This window comes from Vallitalea okinawensis, assembly GCF_002964605.1.
GTDB classification, from domain to species: Bacteria; Bacillota; Clostridia; order Lachnospirales; family PQDH01; genus Vallitalea_A; species Vallitalea_A okinawensis.
Map to the genome: position 1 here is coordinate 102,668 of NZ_PQDH01000005.1, position 16,427 is coordinate 119,094.

The 16,427-nt window shown below is 35.2% G+C and carries 22 protein-coding genes; all 22 read right to left on the minus strand.

Going from position 1 to position 16,427, the window contains the following annotated elements:
* Positions 1-10: 10 nt before the first annotated feature.
* Entirely contained in the window at positions 11-817 is an 807-nt protein-coding gene (locus tag C1Y58_RS14875) for an energy-coupling factor transporter transmembrane component T family protein (protein ID WP_105616870.1), read from the minus strand.
* Positions 818-1,678, minus strand: a complete 861-nt coding sequence (locus C1Y58_RS14880; RefSeq protein ID WP_105616871.1) for an energy-coupling factor transporter ATPase — start codon at positions 1,676-1,678, stop codon at positions 818-820.
* Positions 1,654-2,517 carry an energy-coupling factor transporter ATPase gene (locus C1Y58_RS14885; protein ID WP_105616872.1) on the minus strand — a complete coding sequence of 288 codons (864 nt, stop codon included), beginning with the start codon at positions 2,515-2,517 and terminating at the stop codon, positions 1,654-1,656. The genes C1Y58_RS14880 and C1Y58_RS14885 overlap by 25 nt, the downstream gene beginning before the upstream one ends.
* A gap of 174 nt (positions 2,518-2,691) precedes the next feature.
* Positions 2,692-2,841 (minus strand): hypothetical protein, encoded by a 150-nt coding sequence (locus C1Y58_RS26475; RefSeq protein ID WP_157950117.1) that lies wholly within the window; start codon positions 2,839-2,841, stop codon positions 2,692-2,694.
* Between the two features lie 130 nt (positions 2,842-2,971).
* Positions 2,972-4,288 carry a zinc-ribbon domain-containing protein gene (locus C1Y58_RS14890; RefSeq protein WP_105616873.1) on the minus strand — a complete coding sequence of 439 codons (1,317 nt, stop codon included), beginning with the start codon at positions 4,286-4,288 and terminating at the stop codon, positions 2,972-2,974.
* 12 nt (positions 4,289-4,300) lie between these two features.
* Positions 4,301-5,980 carry a zinc ribbon domain-containing protein gene (locus tag C1Y58_RS14895; RefSeq protein ID WP_105616874.1) on the minus strand — a complete coding sequence of 560 codons (1,680 nt, stop codon included), beginning with the start codon at positions 5,978-5,980 and terminating at the stop codon, positions 4,301-4,303.
* Positions 5,981-5,992: 12 nt separating this feature from the next.
* Positions 5,993-7,960 carry a zinc ribbon domain-containing protein gene (locus C1Y58_RS14900; RefSeq protein WP_105616875.1) on the minus strand — a complete coding sequence of 656 codons (1,968 nt, stop codon included), beginning with the start codon at positions 7,958-7,960 and terminating at the stop codon, positions 5,993-5,995.
* A gap of 226 nt (positions 7,961-8,186) precedes the next feature.
* Positions 8,187-8,714, minus strand: a complete 528-nt coding sequence (locus C1Y58_RS14905; protein ID WP_105616876.1) for a bL17 family ribosomal protein — start codon at positions 8,712-8,714, stop codon at positions 8,187-8,189.
* A 30-nt stretch (positions 8,715-8,744) separates the two neighbouring features.
* Complete coding sequence (locus tag C1Y58_RS14910) at positions 8,745-9,704, minus strand: DNA-directed RNA polymerase subunit alpha (RefSeq protein ID WP_105616877.1); 960 nt, start codon at positions 9,702-9,704, stop codon at positions 8,745-8,747.
* An 87-nt stretch (positions 9,705-9,791) separates the two neighbouring features.
* Positions 9,792-10,418: a 30S ribosomal protein S4 gene (rpsD, locus tag C1Y58_RS14915; RefSeq protein ID WP_105616878.1), complete on the minus strand. Its 627-nt coding sequence runs from the start codon at positions 10,416-10,418 to the stop codon at positions 9,792-9,794.
* A gap of 22 nt (positions 10,419-10,440) precedes the next feature.
* A complete protein-coding gene (gene rpsK, locus C1Y58_RS14920; protein ID WP_105616879.1) occupies positions 10,441-10,836 on the minus strand; it encodes a 30S ribosomal protein S11 in 396 nt (131 codons plus the stop codon).
* Between the two features lie 19 nt (positions 10,837-10,855).
* Complete coding sequence (gene rpsM / locus C1Y58_RS14925; protein ID WP_105616880.1) at positions 10,856-11,224, minus strand: 30S ribosomal protein S13; 369 nt, start codon at positions 11,222-11,224, stop codon at positions 10,856-10,858.
* 258 nt (positions 11,225-11,482) lie between these two features.
* Entirely contained in the window at positions 11,483-11,596 is a 114-nt protein-coding gene (gene rpmJ, locus C1Y58_RS14930; RefSeq protein WP_105616881.1) for a 50S ribosomal protein L36, read from the minus strand.
* Positions 11,597-11,621: 25 nt separating this feature from the next.
* A complete protein-coding gene (gene infA, locus C1Y58_RS14935; protein ID WP_105616882.1) occupies positions 11,622-11,840 on the minus strand; it encodes a translation initiation factor IF-1 in 219 nt (72 codons plus the stop codon).
* Positions 11,841-11,852: 12 nt separating this feature from the next.
* The gene (locus tag C1Y58_RS14940; protein WP_105616883.1) at positions 11,853-12,134 is read right to left on the minus strand and encodes a KOW domain-containing RNA-binding protein; all 282 of its coding nucleotides are present in this window, start codon (positions 12,132-12,134) and stop codon (positions 11,853-11,855) included.
* A gap of 50 nt (positions 12,135-12,184) precedes the next feature.
* The gene (gene map, locus C1Y58_RS14945) at positions 12,185-12,940 is read right to left on the minus strand and encodes a type I methionyl aminopeptidase (RefSeq protein WP_105616884.1); all 756 of its coding nucleotides are present in this window, start codon (positions 12,938-12,940) and stop codon (positions 12,185-12,187) included.
* Position 12,941: 1 nt separating this feature from the next.
* Positions 12,942-13,589, minus strand: a complete 648-nt coding sequence (locus C1Y58_RS14950) for an adenylate kinase (RefSeq protein ID WP_105616885.1) — start codon at positions 13,587-13,589, stop codon at positions 12,942-12,944.
* Positions 13,590-13,604: 15 nt separating this feature from the next.
* Positions 13,605-14,867 (minus strand): preprotein translocase subunit SecY, encoded by a 1,263-nt coding sequence (gene secY / locus C1Y58_RS14955; protein ID WP_105616886.1) that lies wholly within the window; start codon positions 14,865-14,867, stop codon positions 13,605-13,607.
* Positions 14,868-15,308: a 50S ribosomal protein L15 gene (gene rplO, locus C1Y58_RS14960; RefSeq protein ID WP_105616887.1), complete on the minus strand. Its 441-nt coding sequence runs from the start codon at positions 15,306-15,308 to the stop codon at positions 14,868-14,870.
* Positions 15,309-15,328: 20 nt separating this feature from the next.
* A complete protein-coding gene (gene rpmD / locus C1Y58_RS14965; protein WP_105616888.1) occupies positions 15,329-15,514 on the minus strand; it encodes a 50S ribosomal protein L30 in 186 nt (61 codons plus the stop codon).
* Positions 15,515-15,525: 11 nt separating this feature from the next.
* On the minus strand, positions 15,526-16,035 hold the full coding sequence (gene rpsE, locus C1Y58_RS14970; RefSeq protein ID WP_105616889.1) for a 30S ribosomal protein S5: 510 nt from the start codon (positions 16,033-16,035) through the stop codon (positions 15,526-15,528).
* 18 nt (positions 16,036-16,053) lie between these two features.
* Positions 16,054-16,422, minus strand: coding sequence for a 50S ribosomal protein L18 (rplR, locus tag C1Y58_RS14975; RefSeq protein WP_105616890.1), 369 nt, complete (start codon positions 16,420-16,422; stop codon positions 16,054-16,056).
* Between the last annotated feature and the right edge of the window lie 5 nt (positions 16,423-16,427).

Consider the following 16,427-nt stretch of genomic DNA (forward strand, 5'->3'; position numbering starts at 1 on the left):
ATCCCATTGATTACTTTATATAATATGCCGACATAAAGATAACAACCGTAAATAATGCAAACACACTAGCAGTAAGTGCATCATTTTTACTGTATTTCAACTGTTTCATCCTTGTACGATTAACGTCACCGCGGTAACAACGGGCTTCCATAGCCATAGCTAACTCATCTGCTCGTCTAAAAGCTGATATAAATAGAGGTACCAATAGAGGTATCATACTCTTGGCTTTTTTAATTAATCCACCTTCTTCAAAGTCTGCACCTCTTGCCATTTGAGCTTTCATTATTTTATCAGTCTCTTCTAAGAGAATAGGTATGAATCGTAATGCTATGGTCATCATCATAGCAATTTCATGGGCCGGTACTTTAATTTTTTTTAGTGGGCTCAATAAATTTTCTAGACCATCGGTTAATTCAATTGGTGAAGTCGTTAACGTCAGCAATGATGAGCCAATGATTAAGAACATTAAGCGGACTGCCATAAATGCCGCTTGGTATAATCCTTGTGTTGTTATTTTAATAACTCCCCACTCAACTAAGGTTGTTCCACCACTGGTAAAAAATACATTCAATATTAATGTAAATATCAAAATCATGATAACAGCTTTTAACCCTTTTAAAATGAATTTAAGAGGAACTTTTGAAATTCTTATACATGCACCTAAAAATAGCGCTGCTATCGCAAATCCCCAAAAATTATCAACAACAAATAATACAATAATGTATCCAATCGTTAATAACAATTTGGAACGTGGATCTAATCTGTGTATAAATGAATGAGTTGGGTAATACTGTCCTATTGTAATATCACGTAACATCTATACACCTACTTTTCTATCTAAGGTATCTTTCAGGTAGTTAACTGCTTCTTCTACCGTAATAATTGTATCAGGTATATGAAAACCCTTTTCTTGTAAAGCATTCATTAGATCTGTTACTTGTGGAACGCCTAATCCCATCTCAACCAGCTCTTTACTGTTTTTGAACACTTCTTTTGGTGAACCATCAAATTGTACGTGACCATCTCCCATAACGATGAGTCGCTCCACATATTTAGCGACATCCTCCATACTATGAGAAACGAGAATAACTGTAATACCTGTTTCATCATGTAATGCCTTCACCTGGTCTAGAATTTCATCTCGTCCTTTTGGATCAAGACCAGCTGTTGGCTCATCTAATATTAATATGTCAGGTTCCATAGCTAATACCCCTGCAATGGCTACTCTTCTCTTTTGTCCCCCAGATAATTCAAATGGGGACTTCTCATAATGCTTTTCAGTAAGACCTACTAACTTTAAAGAACGTATCACACGTTGGTCCACTTCTTCTTTATTGAGACCTAAATTCTCTGGTCCAAAAGCTACATCTTTATAGACTGTCATCTCGAATAGTTGATGTTCAGGATATTGAAAGACTAATCCAACTTTTTGCCTTACTTCCTTTTTGCTGGTCTTATCATCCCCCAAATCTTTTCCATTGACGATTACTTTACCAGAAGTAGGCTTTAATAAGGCATTAAAGTGTTGAATAAGTGTTGATTTGCCTGAACCAGTATGCCCAATTAACCCTATAAACTCACCGTTATTAATGGCTATATTAACATCCTTGATGGCTGTCTTTTCATAAGGAGTACCTTCTCCATAGATATATGTTAAACTTTTTGTTTCAATTGGCATATCGCATTCACCATCTCATCTATTGATAGTATTTCTTGGGAAATTTCAATTCCTAAATTATTTAACTCGTAAGCAACTTCTGTTACTTGTGGTACATCTAATCCTAAGTTTTTCATTAATTCTACCTCAGCGAAAACTTCTTTAGGTCGACCTTGCTTAACAACCCTTCCTTCCTCCATAACAATAACACGGTCTGCTCGAATAGCTTCCTCCATGTAATGTGTAATGTGAATAATGGTGATACCTTCTTCCTCATTGAGGCGAAGAACTGCATCCATTACTTCTTGACGGCCAGAAGGATCTAGCATTGCTGTAGGTTCATCAAGTATAATGCATTCCGGCCTCATGGCCAGTACCCCAGCTATGGCTATTCTTTGTTTTTGCCCACCTGATAATTTATTAGGAGAATGATCTTTATAATGATACATATCTACTGCCATTAATGATTCATCCACTCTTCTCCGAATCTCTGCTGGATGAACCCCTAGATTCTCTGGTCCAAATGCTACATCCTCTTCTACAATAGTAGCTATAATTTGATTGTCTGGGTTTTGAAATACCATACCAGCTGATTGACGAATATCCCAGATATTATTTTGATCACTGGTATCTAAACCTTTAACTAATAAGGTTCCCTCAGTGGGATGCAGTAACGCATTTATATGTTTAGCCAATGTAGATTTACCAGAACCATTATGTCCTAAAATGACAATAAACTCACCTTGTTCCACTTCTAAATCCACTTGATCAATAGCTCTCTTTTTATCTTCAACTTCTCCAAACTCGTTATGAACAAGATACTCATAGACGAGCCCTTTTGAAGAAACAATTTTGTCCATGACTTCACCACGCTTTTAAACTTGAATAGAATTCAACTATACTCTAACAATACATTATACAGTATAGAAAAGACTAATACAAGGTTGAACGTAAAAAGCACATAATCCATATTTTCAACTATACAAACAAAGTCTTTGTTAGGTTGAAATTAATTGATTATGTGCTATCTTTCTTTAATCTAATATCATAATTGTTTTAAAATAGTTTTCTTTAAAAACCTTAGCCTTTTTGCCGTCATGTACTTCTAATGCATAACCATGGTCATGAAGTTCCATAGCCTGTTCAATTGTTATCGCTCGTATATTTATCTTATAGCCTTTCATCCCTGTACAACCCCTTTTCTTTCAAGAACATTTTTCTATATAACATCCTATGAGGTTGTCCATATTTTTAGAACAAATTTTTGACAGTAAAAGGACACATGTATCAAACCATGTGCCCTTTGTATTACTTTTAGAAAAATCCATTATACATCATTAGGCTCTGGAAAGCTTCGTTTTTCATGATTATCTTTCCGATATTTGCCTCAATTTCATTACTAATCACCATTAGATCTTGTTCATTAATATCAGCTAAATCTACTGCATCATCATCTTCAATGTCCGGTATGTCTAGTGAAATGTTTTTGAACTTATTATAGACGGTTTCTGTCGTCATATTAACTTTAACATAATCGCCATATTGATCAATCTTCATTTCATTTTCCACGGTAATGCTTCTGATACGGTTATTTCGATCAATACGATAAATAGTTGTATTATCTTGCTCAATCTCCTCTTCATTCATGTCAAAACCATACTCCATACCTTCTAAAAGACTCTCCATACCCTCTTCGTAATTATCATCAAATTCATCTCGAGCGTCTTCTATCTCATCTTCTGTTATGTAGAGGTTTTCATAATCTTTTGTATCAACTAAGACATCAAGAAATTCATTGAATTTAGCAACTAGGAGAGCCTCAACTTCCTCATCCTCTATAAGCATTTCAAATAATTCTAATGTTAAATCTTCAACATCTTTTATATCTTGTGTAACGGTATACTCTCGGCATTTGACCTCTTTTTCTTTCTTACCTTCTGTATAGGTAACGTCTACTAGAGATCCCTTCGTTATTTTACCTTCATAATACCCTTTAATAAAATTGTAGTATTTCTTTTGATCAATGGCATTAAACTCTTTTGAATCTTCTACATTAAAGATCTTTACATATTCCAAATATTCTAGTTCCGGAATATCCATATAGAACTCTTCGTTTAATGTTTCCACCATTTCGTCTAGCTCTTCCCACTTCACAAAGAACATCTCATCATAGATAATAGGTATGTTAACAGCTATATATTCTTTATTGACAAAAACATCCATTGTAAATATTTCTTCCTCATCATAATTCATTTCTAGAATAGCGTACTGTTGATCATCCTTTTTCTGAGTTGTAACCACGATATCTGAGTCTTCAATCATGTTCACTACTAAATTCATAGTGTCATCCTGGATACTGGACTTCACATCGTATGTAATAGTAGTCACAGCTTCATATTCATCAGCTTCAAATAGATTTTTATAACTTAGTAACACTCGATCTACAGGATCTTTGTTGATAAATGCATAAGCTGCAATACCAAGCACAAGAAATAATAGCAAAAAGCTACCAATCAACAGAATAATTTTAAACGTTGATGTTTTCCTTTTAGCTTCGTATCTGCTACCACACTTTGTACAGAACTGAGCATCATTTGCCAAACTTGCCCCACAGTTATTACATATTTTCATCATTATTTCTCCTTACCAAGTCCCTATATAGTAGAAACCTTCAAAATCATCTTCTACTCCTTCTGTATCACCTTTAAGGTTTACTTGCATCAAATCTCCATCTTCATCGGCCACTAATATAGTTTTTAGATTTCTAACATAAAAATCTTGAACATCATCGATAATCTCTGTACCTTCTTTACCTTTTTTGCTGACCTTTAATGTCTTATCCTCATCTGTATAAATAATCGTATGACTGTCTTTATCCATCCAAATTTGTCCTGTATTATAATCAAAGTCTTTATCGATCAGTCGAGGCTCACCGCTTTTCCAATAAAATAATTGATTATCATCATCAGCAAAAACTACATAGTCACCATAAGCTGAGACCAGCACGTATTGAATGTCTTCTTCATTTTCTATCTTCTCTTCTTGCCATTCTTTCCCCTTGCGATGATAGACACTTAAATCTTCATCATCAGCAATAGCATACATAGGCTCAAAGCTTGCATAGTCATAACTCATATAGTCTTCACTTAGTTTTTTCCCTTTTTCATCTTCTTCTATTAATAAGTAATCTTTTTCATAATCTTTATTATAGATAAGATCTAAGCGATTGGAGTGAGCTGCCCAATATGCTGTATAGATGTACGCTACGCCTTTATCAATCTTTTCTTCACGATCGCCAACTTTGATATACAATTCATCATCATCGTTGATCCAAGCAACTTTATCCCCTTTGGTTGAGAAAGCATAATCGTAAACATCTTTAGCTATACGCTGCTTATCATCGCCCTTTTGATAGTACAAACGATAATCTTCATCAAGGTAATAAATACTTCCATCATCAAAAACAGCTGCTACTTCGCTTGCTTCATTCTCTAACTCTTCTTCTTCTTTACCTACTTTGTATAAGTGTAATTCTCCACCTTCTGATACTTCATACTCACTAATATAGGCTATGTACTTACCATTTGCACTCATCTCAAAGCTCCATATATCTTTCTCAATGAGTTCGACATCATTATTCTGATATAGGTATAAATCATTATCATCTTGTGTTTCATAGACTACAGTCTTACCATCCTCAGAAATCCTAAAGGTTAATACGTCTTTATCTATTTTTTCTATATCCTCATTACCTAATTGATAATGATAGAGTTTACCTTCCTGTGTAGAAATATAATAATCCTTGGTATTCTTAGTACGTACATAGTCAACAGTACCTTTGATTTCAATGGCTTCTTCACCAATTGGCATTATATAATGATCCCCGTCTGCAGCATATACAAAAGGTGCATTGGATAGATCTACATACTTTGAACTTGCTCCTGTGGAAGTGACCACCTTACTACCAGCAAAAACTAATATGAGGACAGCAAGAATACCCCCTCCAATACCAAGCAATAGCTTCAAGTTTACTTTATTAGACTTTTTAGTTTCTTCTTTTACATTGATAAGCTCTGTACTTTCATCATTTTCCTCTTCAACTACATTTTCATTTCCTACTGGTTCATTATTTTCTACTTCATTCTGATCCTTTATGCTGTCGTCATCTTCTATTACTACATCATCTTCTGAATTAGTTTGCTCTTCTTCCACTTCAATTTGTATTTCGATGACTTCGTTTTTCTCTTGATTCATAGAAGCGCCGCATTTGCCACAGAATTTACCCTGTTCACCGTTTTCAAAACCACATTGACTACACTTCATCTCATAACCCCCTTATCGAATTGCACCGAGTACTAAATACTCTGGTATATAGAATAAATCATAGGCTGTCTCTAGATCATAAACGTTCTGGATTGTGCCATAATAATCCACTTCTACGATAAATTCACTTCCATCATCTAGAACAAGATAGATTAATTCGTCTATATAGGTATAAAATAATACTTGATAGTCCGTATGTGTTATGTAGCCAGTACTGTATATGTTATTAATTAAAACAGTAAAGTCATCTTCATATAGAGAATTGAGATAAACAAAATTAGGCTCTTCTATAGGTAAAGTGAATACATTAAAATCTGGGTAGTATGTTGTCAAGTCTTCATAGTAATCATCAACACTAACAGCTTCCCAAGCATCACCATTTCTAGTATAGGCAACTGCATATAAGTAATCTAATCCATACTCCGTTGACAGAACTGCATAAGCTGAGTCCTCTACGATTCTCAAATATCTATAGAAGATTAGTTCATCTTCCCATACGATATCTAAAGGACGCGTTGCTGCTGTTATCTTATCCAATTCAGTTTCAGTAACTTCTGTTTCTGTAGGATATGTTATATCATAATTAAATTCAATATCTGTTATCTCATAATCATAATAATTAATCTTATAGTTTTTTCCTGAATCACTCTTATAATAAATAAAAGCTGTATAAGCATCTTCCATGGATAGATACATGTTTTTTGCTTGACTGTTATCAAGTCCATAAAAATCACATATGTACTCTGTAGATATAAACTCTCTAATGGTATAATCATAAATAGCGTTTTTATACAGTAGAAGATCACCGCTGTAATCATAATAGTAATTATCAAAACTGTCTAGAATCACTTGTGCAAAGTTAATTGTTTCGATTATTTTATAATCCTCTTTAAGTAATAACACATCTTCTTTTGTGACCTTACTTGCTAAAACTTCGCCATAGTTTTCATAAAATTGATTTAGTGCATCATCATTTATAAAGACAAGAAATTCTTTCATTAGTAGTCCGTCTGTCATGATACTTTCCACATATTCATCTACTTCATCATCGAACATTTCACCGTAAGAAATAATTTCATAAGCTTGATCTATCCCGTTAGTGGTCTCATAGAAACTATAGTAGTTATCCATCATGAACGAGTCTGATTGTGAAATAAGACCTCTGATAGCTTTTCCAATTTCCTGCTCATCCAGTGTTAGTGTGATCTCCACTTCACCATCATCGATTTGGACATCATCAACTACATATAAATCTGATTCCTGATTCATTTCTAAAGTAATCTGCTTTAGCTCCTTAGGTATATCAATAAAAAATGGCAGTGAACGGGCCTTCTTTCCTAATTTATAACTTTTAGCTTCTATCACTAATCCATTCTCATCATAATCCATATCAACTTCAGATACTAAAGGCATTTCAATCCCTAGAGATTTATATTTCAAATGCAATAATTCTTTATCAAGATCAATAAATATGCCTTCTAGTTGCTCATCACTTTTTGCTAATGTTTTCAATTGATCTTCAAGCATTGTATTAATAATATCTGATGATAATTCTAAGCTCATTTTGCCATCATCTGAGTATGTATATGAATTCTCTGTTTCATCTAAAGATGTTTCTTTAAAAGCATATTCCACTTGTGAACTCTTTATGTAGTACAGATTGTAGCCAATGAAACTAGCTGAACCTATGATAAACAGTAAAAGAACTAACACTATTACTACAGCTATCTTACCGCCATTACTTTTCTTCTTTTGATTCTGCTGACTTACCTGATTGTTATTGTTTTCAGGCTTGTTAACTACTTTTGGAAGCTTAGCTTCTTCCTCATCAACTTTATTATCTACTTGGATAATATTTTCTTCTGGTATATGAATTGTTTCTGTCTCTATTTGGTGATTTACATCTTCAGCTTTGGTTCCACATTGGTCGCAGAAGATGTATCCTTCCTTTAGCTCAGTGCCACAATGTTTACAATACATTGATACTCCCCCTCATAATATGTATTAATAAGAAAAATGTCGAATTATATATATTATTTAGTACATTTAACTCACTTTACCATTATAGCACAAAACACAGTTTTTTTTGCGTAAAATTTCCTAAATTGTTTACTTTTGTGGTGAAATATAAGAGAAGGAGAGAGGGGAAAAAAGGGCATAATAAAAGACTACTAATAAACTCTGCCTATTAGTAGCCCCATTACAATTATACTAATTCAATAAATACTTCCATTGCACCGTCACCTTTACGTTGACCGATTTTGATCATTCTTGTGTAACCACCATTACGGTCTTGGTACTTAGGTCCAACTTCGTCAAACATTTTTGCAACCATATCAACTTTTTTAGCTGATCTCTTTTTGTTACCAGGTACTTCAACAACAGGGTAAAGTACTTTTAACATTTGTCTTCTTGCGTGTAAACGAGTAGCTTTATCTTTTTTGATAGTCTTCTCTAATTCATCATAAACAGTAACTTTCTTACCGTCTACTTCTTCTTTTACACGTCTGCCTTCAGCATCTTTTCTAGGCACTTTAGCTGTAACTGTAACTTCTTCGAAGTTATCCATTTCTTTTACTGCTAATGCGATCATTTTTTCAGCCATTTTTCTAACTTCTTTAGCTTTACTCTCAGTTGTCTTAATTCTACCGTGGTATAATAAATTAGTTACTTGATTTCTAAGTAAAGCTTTTCTTTGAGCAGTTGTTCTACCAAGCTTTCTGTATCCAGCCACTGGTAAACCTCCTTTCAAATTCAGTCCAAATTAATCCTCTGTAGGCTTTAATGCTAGACTTAATTCTTGCATTTTATTTAATACTTCTTCGAGCGATTTTCTACCTAAATTACGCACTTTCATCATTTCTTCTTCGGTTCTATTAGTTAAATCTTCAACTGTGTTAATACCCGCTCGTTTTAAACAGTTGTAAGAACGAACAGAAAGATCAAGTTCCTCTATGGTCATTTCAAGAACCTTTTCTTTTTGATCTTCTTCTTTTTCAACCATGATTTCTGCATGTCTTGCATTATCAGAAAGATCAATGAATAGTGCCAGATGGTCATTTAATACCTTTGCAGCTAAACTAACAGCTTCATCAGGATCAATTGTTCCATCAGTCCATACTTCAAGATTTAACTTATCGTAATCAGTAATTTGACCAACACGAGTGTTATTTACTGCAAAGTTAACTCTTTGAATAGGTGTGTAGATTGAATCTACTGGTATAACACCAATAGGTTGGTCATTGGATTTGTTTTTATCAGCACCAACATAACCTCTACCTCTAGTAATTGTTAGCTCCATGAATAACTTACTATCAGCACCACCGCTTAAAGTAGCGATTTTTAAGTCTGGATTTACAATTTCGATATCGGGATCAACCTTGATGTCGCCAGCAGTAACCACGCCTTCGCCTTCAAATTCAATGTATGCAACTTTAGGTTCCATACTATCACTATTGTTTTTAATAGCTAAACTTTTAAGGTTAAGGATGATTTCAGCAACATCTTCAACAACACCTGGAATAGTGCTGAATTCATGAAGTACACCTTCAATCTTGATGCTGCTTACTGCTGCACCAGGTAAAGAGGATAACATAATTCTTCTTAAAGAATTACCTAAAGTTGTACCGTAACCTCTCTCTAAAGGTTCAACAACAAAACGACCATAAGTTTTCTCTTCATTTATTTCTTCTATCTCGATACGTGGTTTTTCAAATTCTAACACATGAACCCTCCTTTATTTTTTTAAGTTCCTTAATGAGGGTAAAACAATGAGCATAAACATCTAAGATCATAATAACCTTAGGTATTACTATTTTGAGTAAAGCTCGACGATGAGCGTCTCTTGAACATCGATGTTGATTTGTTCTCTTGTTGGAACATCTGTTACTTTAAAAGTGAAGTTTTCAGTATCAGCATCCATCCATTCAGGAACAATTCTAGATTCAGTAGTCTCGAAGATATCTTTGAATCTTTGAGCACCTTGTGATTTCTCTTTAAGTGTAATCACGTCACCTGGTTTTGCTTCGTATGAAGGAATGTTTACTTTTCTACCATTAACCTCAATGTGGTTATGTCTAACAACTTGACGAGCTTCTGTTCTTGAACGACCAAATCCTGCTCTATAAACAACGTTATCTAAACGCATTTCTAATAACTTTAATAAGTTTTCACCAGTGATACCTGATTTTTTATCAGCTTCAGCAAAGTAGTTTCTAAATTGTGTTTCTAAAACACCATAGATTCTTTTTGCTTTTTGCTTCTCTCTTAATTGTAAACCGTATTCGGATTGTTTTTTACGTGCTTGACCATGCTGACCTGGTGCATATGGTCTTCTTGTTACAGCACATTTATCTGAAAAACATCTTTCGCCTTTTAAGAATAATTTTTGGCCTTCTCTACGGCATAATCTACATACAGCACCTCTGTATCTTGCCATTCTGTTACACCTCCTAGCTTAATTATACTCTTCTACGTTTTGGTGGACGACAACCATTATGTGGTACTGGAGTTACGTCTTTAATCATTGTAACTTCTAATCCAGCAGCTTGAAGCGCACGAATAGCAGCTTCTCTACCTGAACCAGGACCTTTAACCATGACTTCCACTGTTTTTAAACCGTGATCCATAGCAGCTTTAGCAGCTGTTTCAGCAGCCATTTGAGCAGCATATGGAGTATTTTTTCTAGAACCTCTGAATCCTAATCCACCTGCACTAGCCCAAGAAAGTGCGTTGCCTGCAGTGTCAGTTAATGTAACAATAGTATTGTTAAAAGTGGATTGGATATGCGCTTGTCCACGCTCAACATGCTTTTTTTGACGTCTACGTACATTTCTTTTAGACGGTTTTTTAGCCATTTACTCCAACCTCCTCAGCTTATTTTTTCTTGTTAGCTACAGTACGTTTAGGACCTTTACGAGTTCTCGCGTTAGTCTTAGTCTTTTGACCTCTAACAGGAAGACCTCTTCTATGACGTAATCCTCTGTAACAACCGATTTCCATTAAACGTTTGATGTTTAATGCAATTTCTCTACGTAAGTCCCCTTCTACATTACAGGACTCATCTATAATAGAACGTATTTTTGCAACTTCTTCGTCAGTTAAATCTCTAACTCTTGTGTCAGGGTTAATTCCTGATTCTTTTAAGATACGAATAGATGTTGAACGGCCAACACCATAAATATAAGTTAAGCCAACTTCAACACGTTTCTCTCTTGGTAAGTCTACACCAGCAATACGAGCCATCTACCTCTCGCACCTCCTTGATTAATTTAGAAAATCGTTTCAAAATTAATGTTCATTATTGATCCTCGTTTAACTTTATTAGAGGGTTAAGTTAAACATAAGAATCTTTTATTTATCTTCTATCAGCAACATGAACCAGGCTACAACTTAGCCGTGTGGTTCATAATTGCAGCCGCAATCAAATAAATACTCACAATTTATTATTATATAATAAACTGGTGAATAATGCAACTGTTTTTTATTACGTTTTATAACTCTTTAGCCTTGTTTTTGTTTGTGTTTAGGATTTTCACAAATAACGCGAATTCTACCTTTTCTCTTAATCACTTTACACTTTTCACAAATAGGCTTAACAGATGCTCTTACTTTCATCAGAATCGCTCCTTTCTATTTGCGATTATTTATCACGCCAAATAATGCGTCCTTTTGTTAAGTCATAAGGTGACATTTCAATTGTCACTTTATCACCTGGTAATATACGAATGTAGTGCATTCTTAGTTTACCACTAATATGCGCTAGGATCTTATGTCCATTTTCAAGTTCAACCTGAAACATAGCGTTAGGAAGTTTCTCTAAAACTTTACCTTCAACTTCTATAACGTCCTTTTTTGACATCCTCGAACCTCCTTAATTCACCTCTAACAAATCATCTACATATAACTCTAATGCTTTACGTATATCGGCATTAGTAATTTTATATCCTTCGATTATTTGTTCTTTAAGATCATTCACGATAACATTGATGGTCTGCAGATGTTTTTTCTTTTTCTTTTTAGGCTTTTCTAATTTACGTAGATGACCATCTACTAAATATACATATTCACCTAAATCCTCAATTATTATAAAATAATGATCTTTATCTCTGCCTGCCTTCGACTTAACGATCTGACCTACTTGAAATTCTAACATATATATTCATTCACCTCAGTTATTACAGGAAGCTTCTTATCAGAAAACTTCTAATCTATCTGGGTTAGTAATTCTGGACTATCTTCAGTAATAAGGATGGTATGTTCATAATGAGCTGATAAAGACCCATCGATAGTAATAACCGTCCAATTATCTGAAAGAACTCTGACTTCATGACGTCCTATGTTGACCATAGGTTCAATGGCTAATGTCATACCTTTTTGAAGCTTTGGACCTCTTCCCCTAACTTTATAATTAGGTATTTGAGGGTCCTCATGCATACTTTCTCCAATACCGTGACCAACAAAATCGCGTACAACAGAGTAACCATGTGATTCAACGTATTTTTGTATGTTAGAAGAGATCTCATGTAAATGATTGCCCTCTTTTGCAAATTTAATTCCTTCAAAGAAACTGTTTCTAGTCACTTCGATAAGATCCTTTGCATCCTCGGAGATTTCACCAACTGGGTAGGTTCTGGCTCCATCACCGTGATAGCCATTGAGATACGCCCCTACATCTACACTAATGATATCCCCTTCTTGAAGAACAGTGTTCTTACTAGGAATACCATGAATAACTTGATCGTTAATGGAAGCACAGATGGAAGCTGGGTAGCCATAGTAACCTTTAAAGGAAGGTACAGCACCTCTACTTCTAATCAAATCTTCAGCCATTTTATCCAACTCGTAAGTGGATATACCTGGCTTGACAGCTTCTTTCATTAAACCATGAACTTCTGCAACAATTTTTGATGCCTCTCGGACCTTTAGGATCTGGTCTGCATTTTTAATCGTAATAGCCATTTTACTTCTCTCCTAATGAAGCTACAATTTGCTCAGTAACTCCTTTAACGTCTTTCGTCCCATCTACTTCAACGAGAATACCTTTACTACTGTAATAATCTATGAGAGGTTGAGTTTGTTCGTGATAAACATTTAGACGTTTTAATACTGTTTCAGGCTCATCATCTTTTCTTAGAATTAAAGTTTCCCCATCTTTATCGCAAACATTGTCAACTTTAGGGATTTTAAATTCATGATGATAAGGTTCACCGCATTTTGGACATACTCTTCGACCGGACATTCTGTCTACGATCACTTCATCTGGTACTTCTACATCTACACAGTAGTCGATGGCCGCACCTTGTTTTTCTAACTCAGCATCAAGAGCTTTAGCTTGAGGAATAGTTCTTGGGAATCCGTCTAAAACGTATCCTTTTTTAGCATCCTCTTGTTGTAAACGATCAACAACCAAGTTTACAACCAATTCATCTGGAACAAGTAACCCTTGATCCATATACTCTTTAGCTTTTTTTCCTAAATCTGTACCGTTCTTAATATTAGCTCTAAATATGTCCCCAGTAGAAATATGAGGAACTTCGTATTTTTCAGATAGCACAGAAGCTTGGGTACCTTTCCCAGCTCCTGGCGCACCTAACATAATGAGTTTCAAATCACCACTCCTTTTTTAGTTAAGGAATCCAGTATAGTGGCGCATTAACATTTGAGCCTCAATTTGTTTCACAGACTCTAATGCTACCCCTACTACGATTAATAGTGATGTACCGCCCACTAACAGTTGACCAACGTTGAATACAGCTGATAACACGATTGGTACTAAAGCAACAACTGCAAGACCAACAGCACCAACAAATACAACGTGGTTGAGTACTTTTACTAAGTAGTCTGTTGTTGGTTTTCCTGGACGAATACCAGGGATAAATCCACCATTTTTCTTCATATTATTTCCAATCTCTATTGGATTGAAAGTAATCGTTGTATAGAAATATGCAAAGAAAATAATAAATAGTACATATAAAATTGCACCAGTCCATGATTCTGAATAACTCAAGTAGTGCAAGATTGTGCCCCAAGTACCAGATTGATCAATTCCGAAGAAACTTGTCAAAATGGTTGGGAATGTTAATAATGATGATGCAAAGATAATAGGTATAACCCCAGCTGTATTTACTTTCATAGGAATGTGTGTGGATTGACCTCCATACACTTTTCTACCTGTAACACGCTTAGCGTACTGAACAGGTATTCTTCTTTCCCCTGATTGTAAAAGAACAACAAATGCAACCATAGCTAATAATAATATTGTCACGATTGTAATTGTTATTGGCTCCCCACTAGCTGCTACTGATCTGACGTCACGAGGTATTCTTGAGATGATGTTAACAAAAATGATAAGTGACATACCATTGCCGATACCATTTTCTGTTAACCTTTCACCGCACCACATTAAGAACGCAGTACCGGCTGTTAATGCTACTATAGCTATGAAATATGCCCATAAGCTATCATACATAAAGATACCATAGTTTTTGAAACCAAATGTAATACCAAATGCTTGAACTGCTGCTAAAGCAACAGTTAAATAACGAGTCGCTTTTGCAAGTTTTTTACGGCCATCTTCACCGTCTTTTTGCATTTCTTCTAACTTTGGAATTGCTATTGTTAACAGGTTCATGATGATGGATGCATTGATGTATGGAACAACACCCATTGCAAAAATCGTCATTTGAGCCAATGACCCACCTGTAATAGCATCCATAAGTCCTAAGAAAGCATTGTCGCCGCTAAAGAATTGTGCCATTACTTCTGAATTAATACCTGGAACAGGAATTGCAGCACCTAAACGGATGACTACAAACATCATTAACGTATACAAAAGTTTTTTTCTTAAATCTGGTATTTTAAAGGCATTTCTTACAGTGGTAAACAATTAAATCACCTCAACTTTTCCTCCGACCCCTTCAATTTTCTCCTTAGCAGTTTTACTAACTGCGTTAACTTGAACTGTTAATTTCTTAGTTAATTCACCATTACCTAAGATCTTAACGCCATCTTTTGGGTTACTTACGATACCAGTTGCTTTTAAAACTTCAACTGTAACAACAGTACCGTCTTCGAAAATATTTAAACGATCAACATTGATTCCGATAATTTCTTTTGAGTTACGGCAAGTAAATCCTCTTTTAGGGATTCGTCTAGCTAAAGGCATTTGGCCCCCCTCGAAACCTGGTCTTACACCGCCACCAGAACGAGCATTTTGGCCATTGTGACCTCTACCAGCTGTTTTACCGTTACCAGAACCGTGACCTCTACCTTTTCTCCAATTATCATCTCTCGAACCACTAGCTGGTCTTAATTCTGTTAAGTTCATGCCTGCACCTCCTTTAATGATTATTCTACTTCTTCAACTTTTACTAAGTGATTAACTCTTGCAATCATACCGCGAATTGCAGGATTATCTGTATGTTCAACAGTTTTATTAAGTTTAGTTAAACCTAAAGCTTCAACTGTTTTTCTAGTTTTTGGCTTGTTGCCAATCGTGGATTTCACTAAAGTTACTTTTAACGTTTTAGCCACTTTAATCCCTCCTATCCTAATAGCTGTTCTACACTGATGCCACGTAGCTTAGCCACTTGTTCAGGAGTTTTAAGTTCGCCTAAACCTTTAACAGTTGCAGCAACAACGTTTTGTTTATTGTTTGAACCTAAAGATTTTGTTCTGATGTTTTTAACACCAGCTAACTCAAGTACGGCACGCGCTGGACCACCAGCGATAACTCCTGTACCTTCAGCAGCTGTTTTCATTAGCACTTCTGCGCTACCGAATTTACCAGTGTGATCATAGTAAATACTACCGTTCTCATTACGAGGAACATAAACTAAATTCTTTTTAGCGTCTTCGATACCTTTACGGATCGCTTCAGGAATCTCAATCGCTTTACCTAGCCCGTATCCTACGTGTCCATTCTCGTCACCTACAACGACTAAAGCTGCGAAACGGAAGTTACGACCACCTTTAACAACTTTAGTAACACGCTTGATAGATACTACTTTTTCTTTTAAGTCTAAAGTGCTAGTATCAATCTTTGTATTATTCATTCAGACTAACCTCCTAACCTAGAATTGTAAGCCAGCTTCTCTTGCTGCATCAGCTAAAGCTTGAACTTTTCCATGATATATATATCCGCTTCTGTCAAATACTACTCTTGTGATACCTTTTTCCATAGCTCTTTTAGCTACTGCTTCACCAACAACTTTAGCTGCATCAACGTTGTTAGTTTTTTCTAAGTTAGCTTTAATATCAGCTTCCATAGTAGATGCAGATACTAAAGTGTGAGCTTTTGTATCATCTATAACTTGTGCATACATATGGTTGTTACTTTTGAAAACACATAGACGTGGCTTTTCAGAAGTACCAACTAATGTATATCTTAAACGCTTGTGCTTTTTCACACGATTTGCGCTTCTACTTGGCTTTTTGATCATGTCTA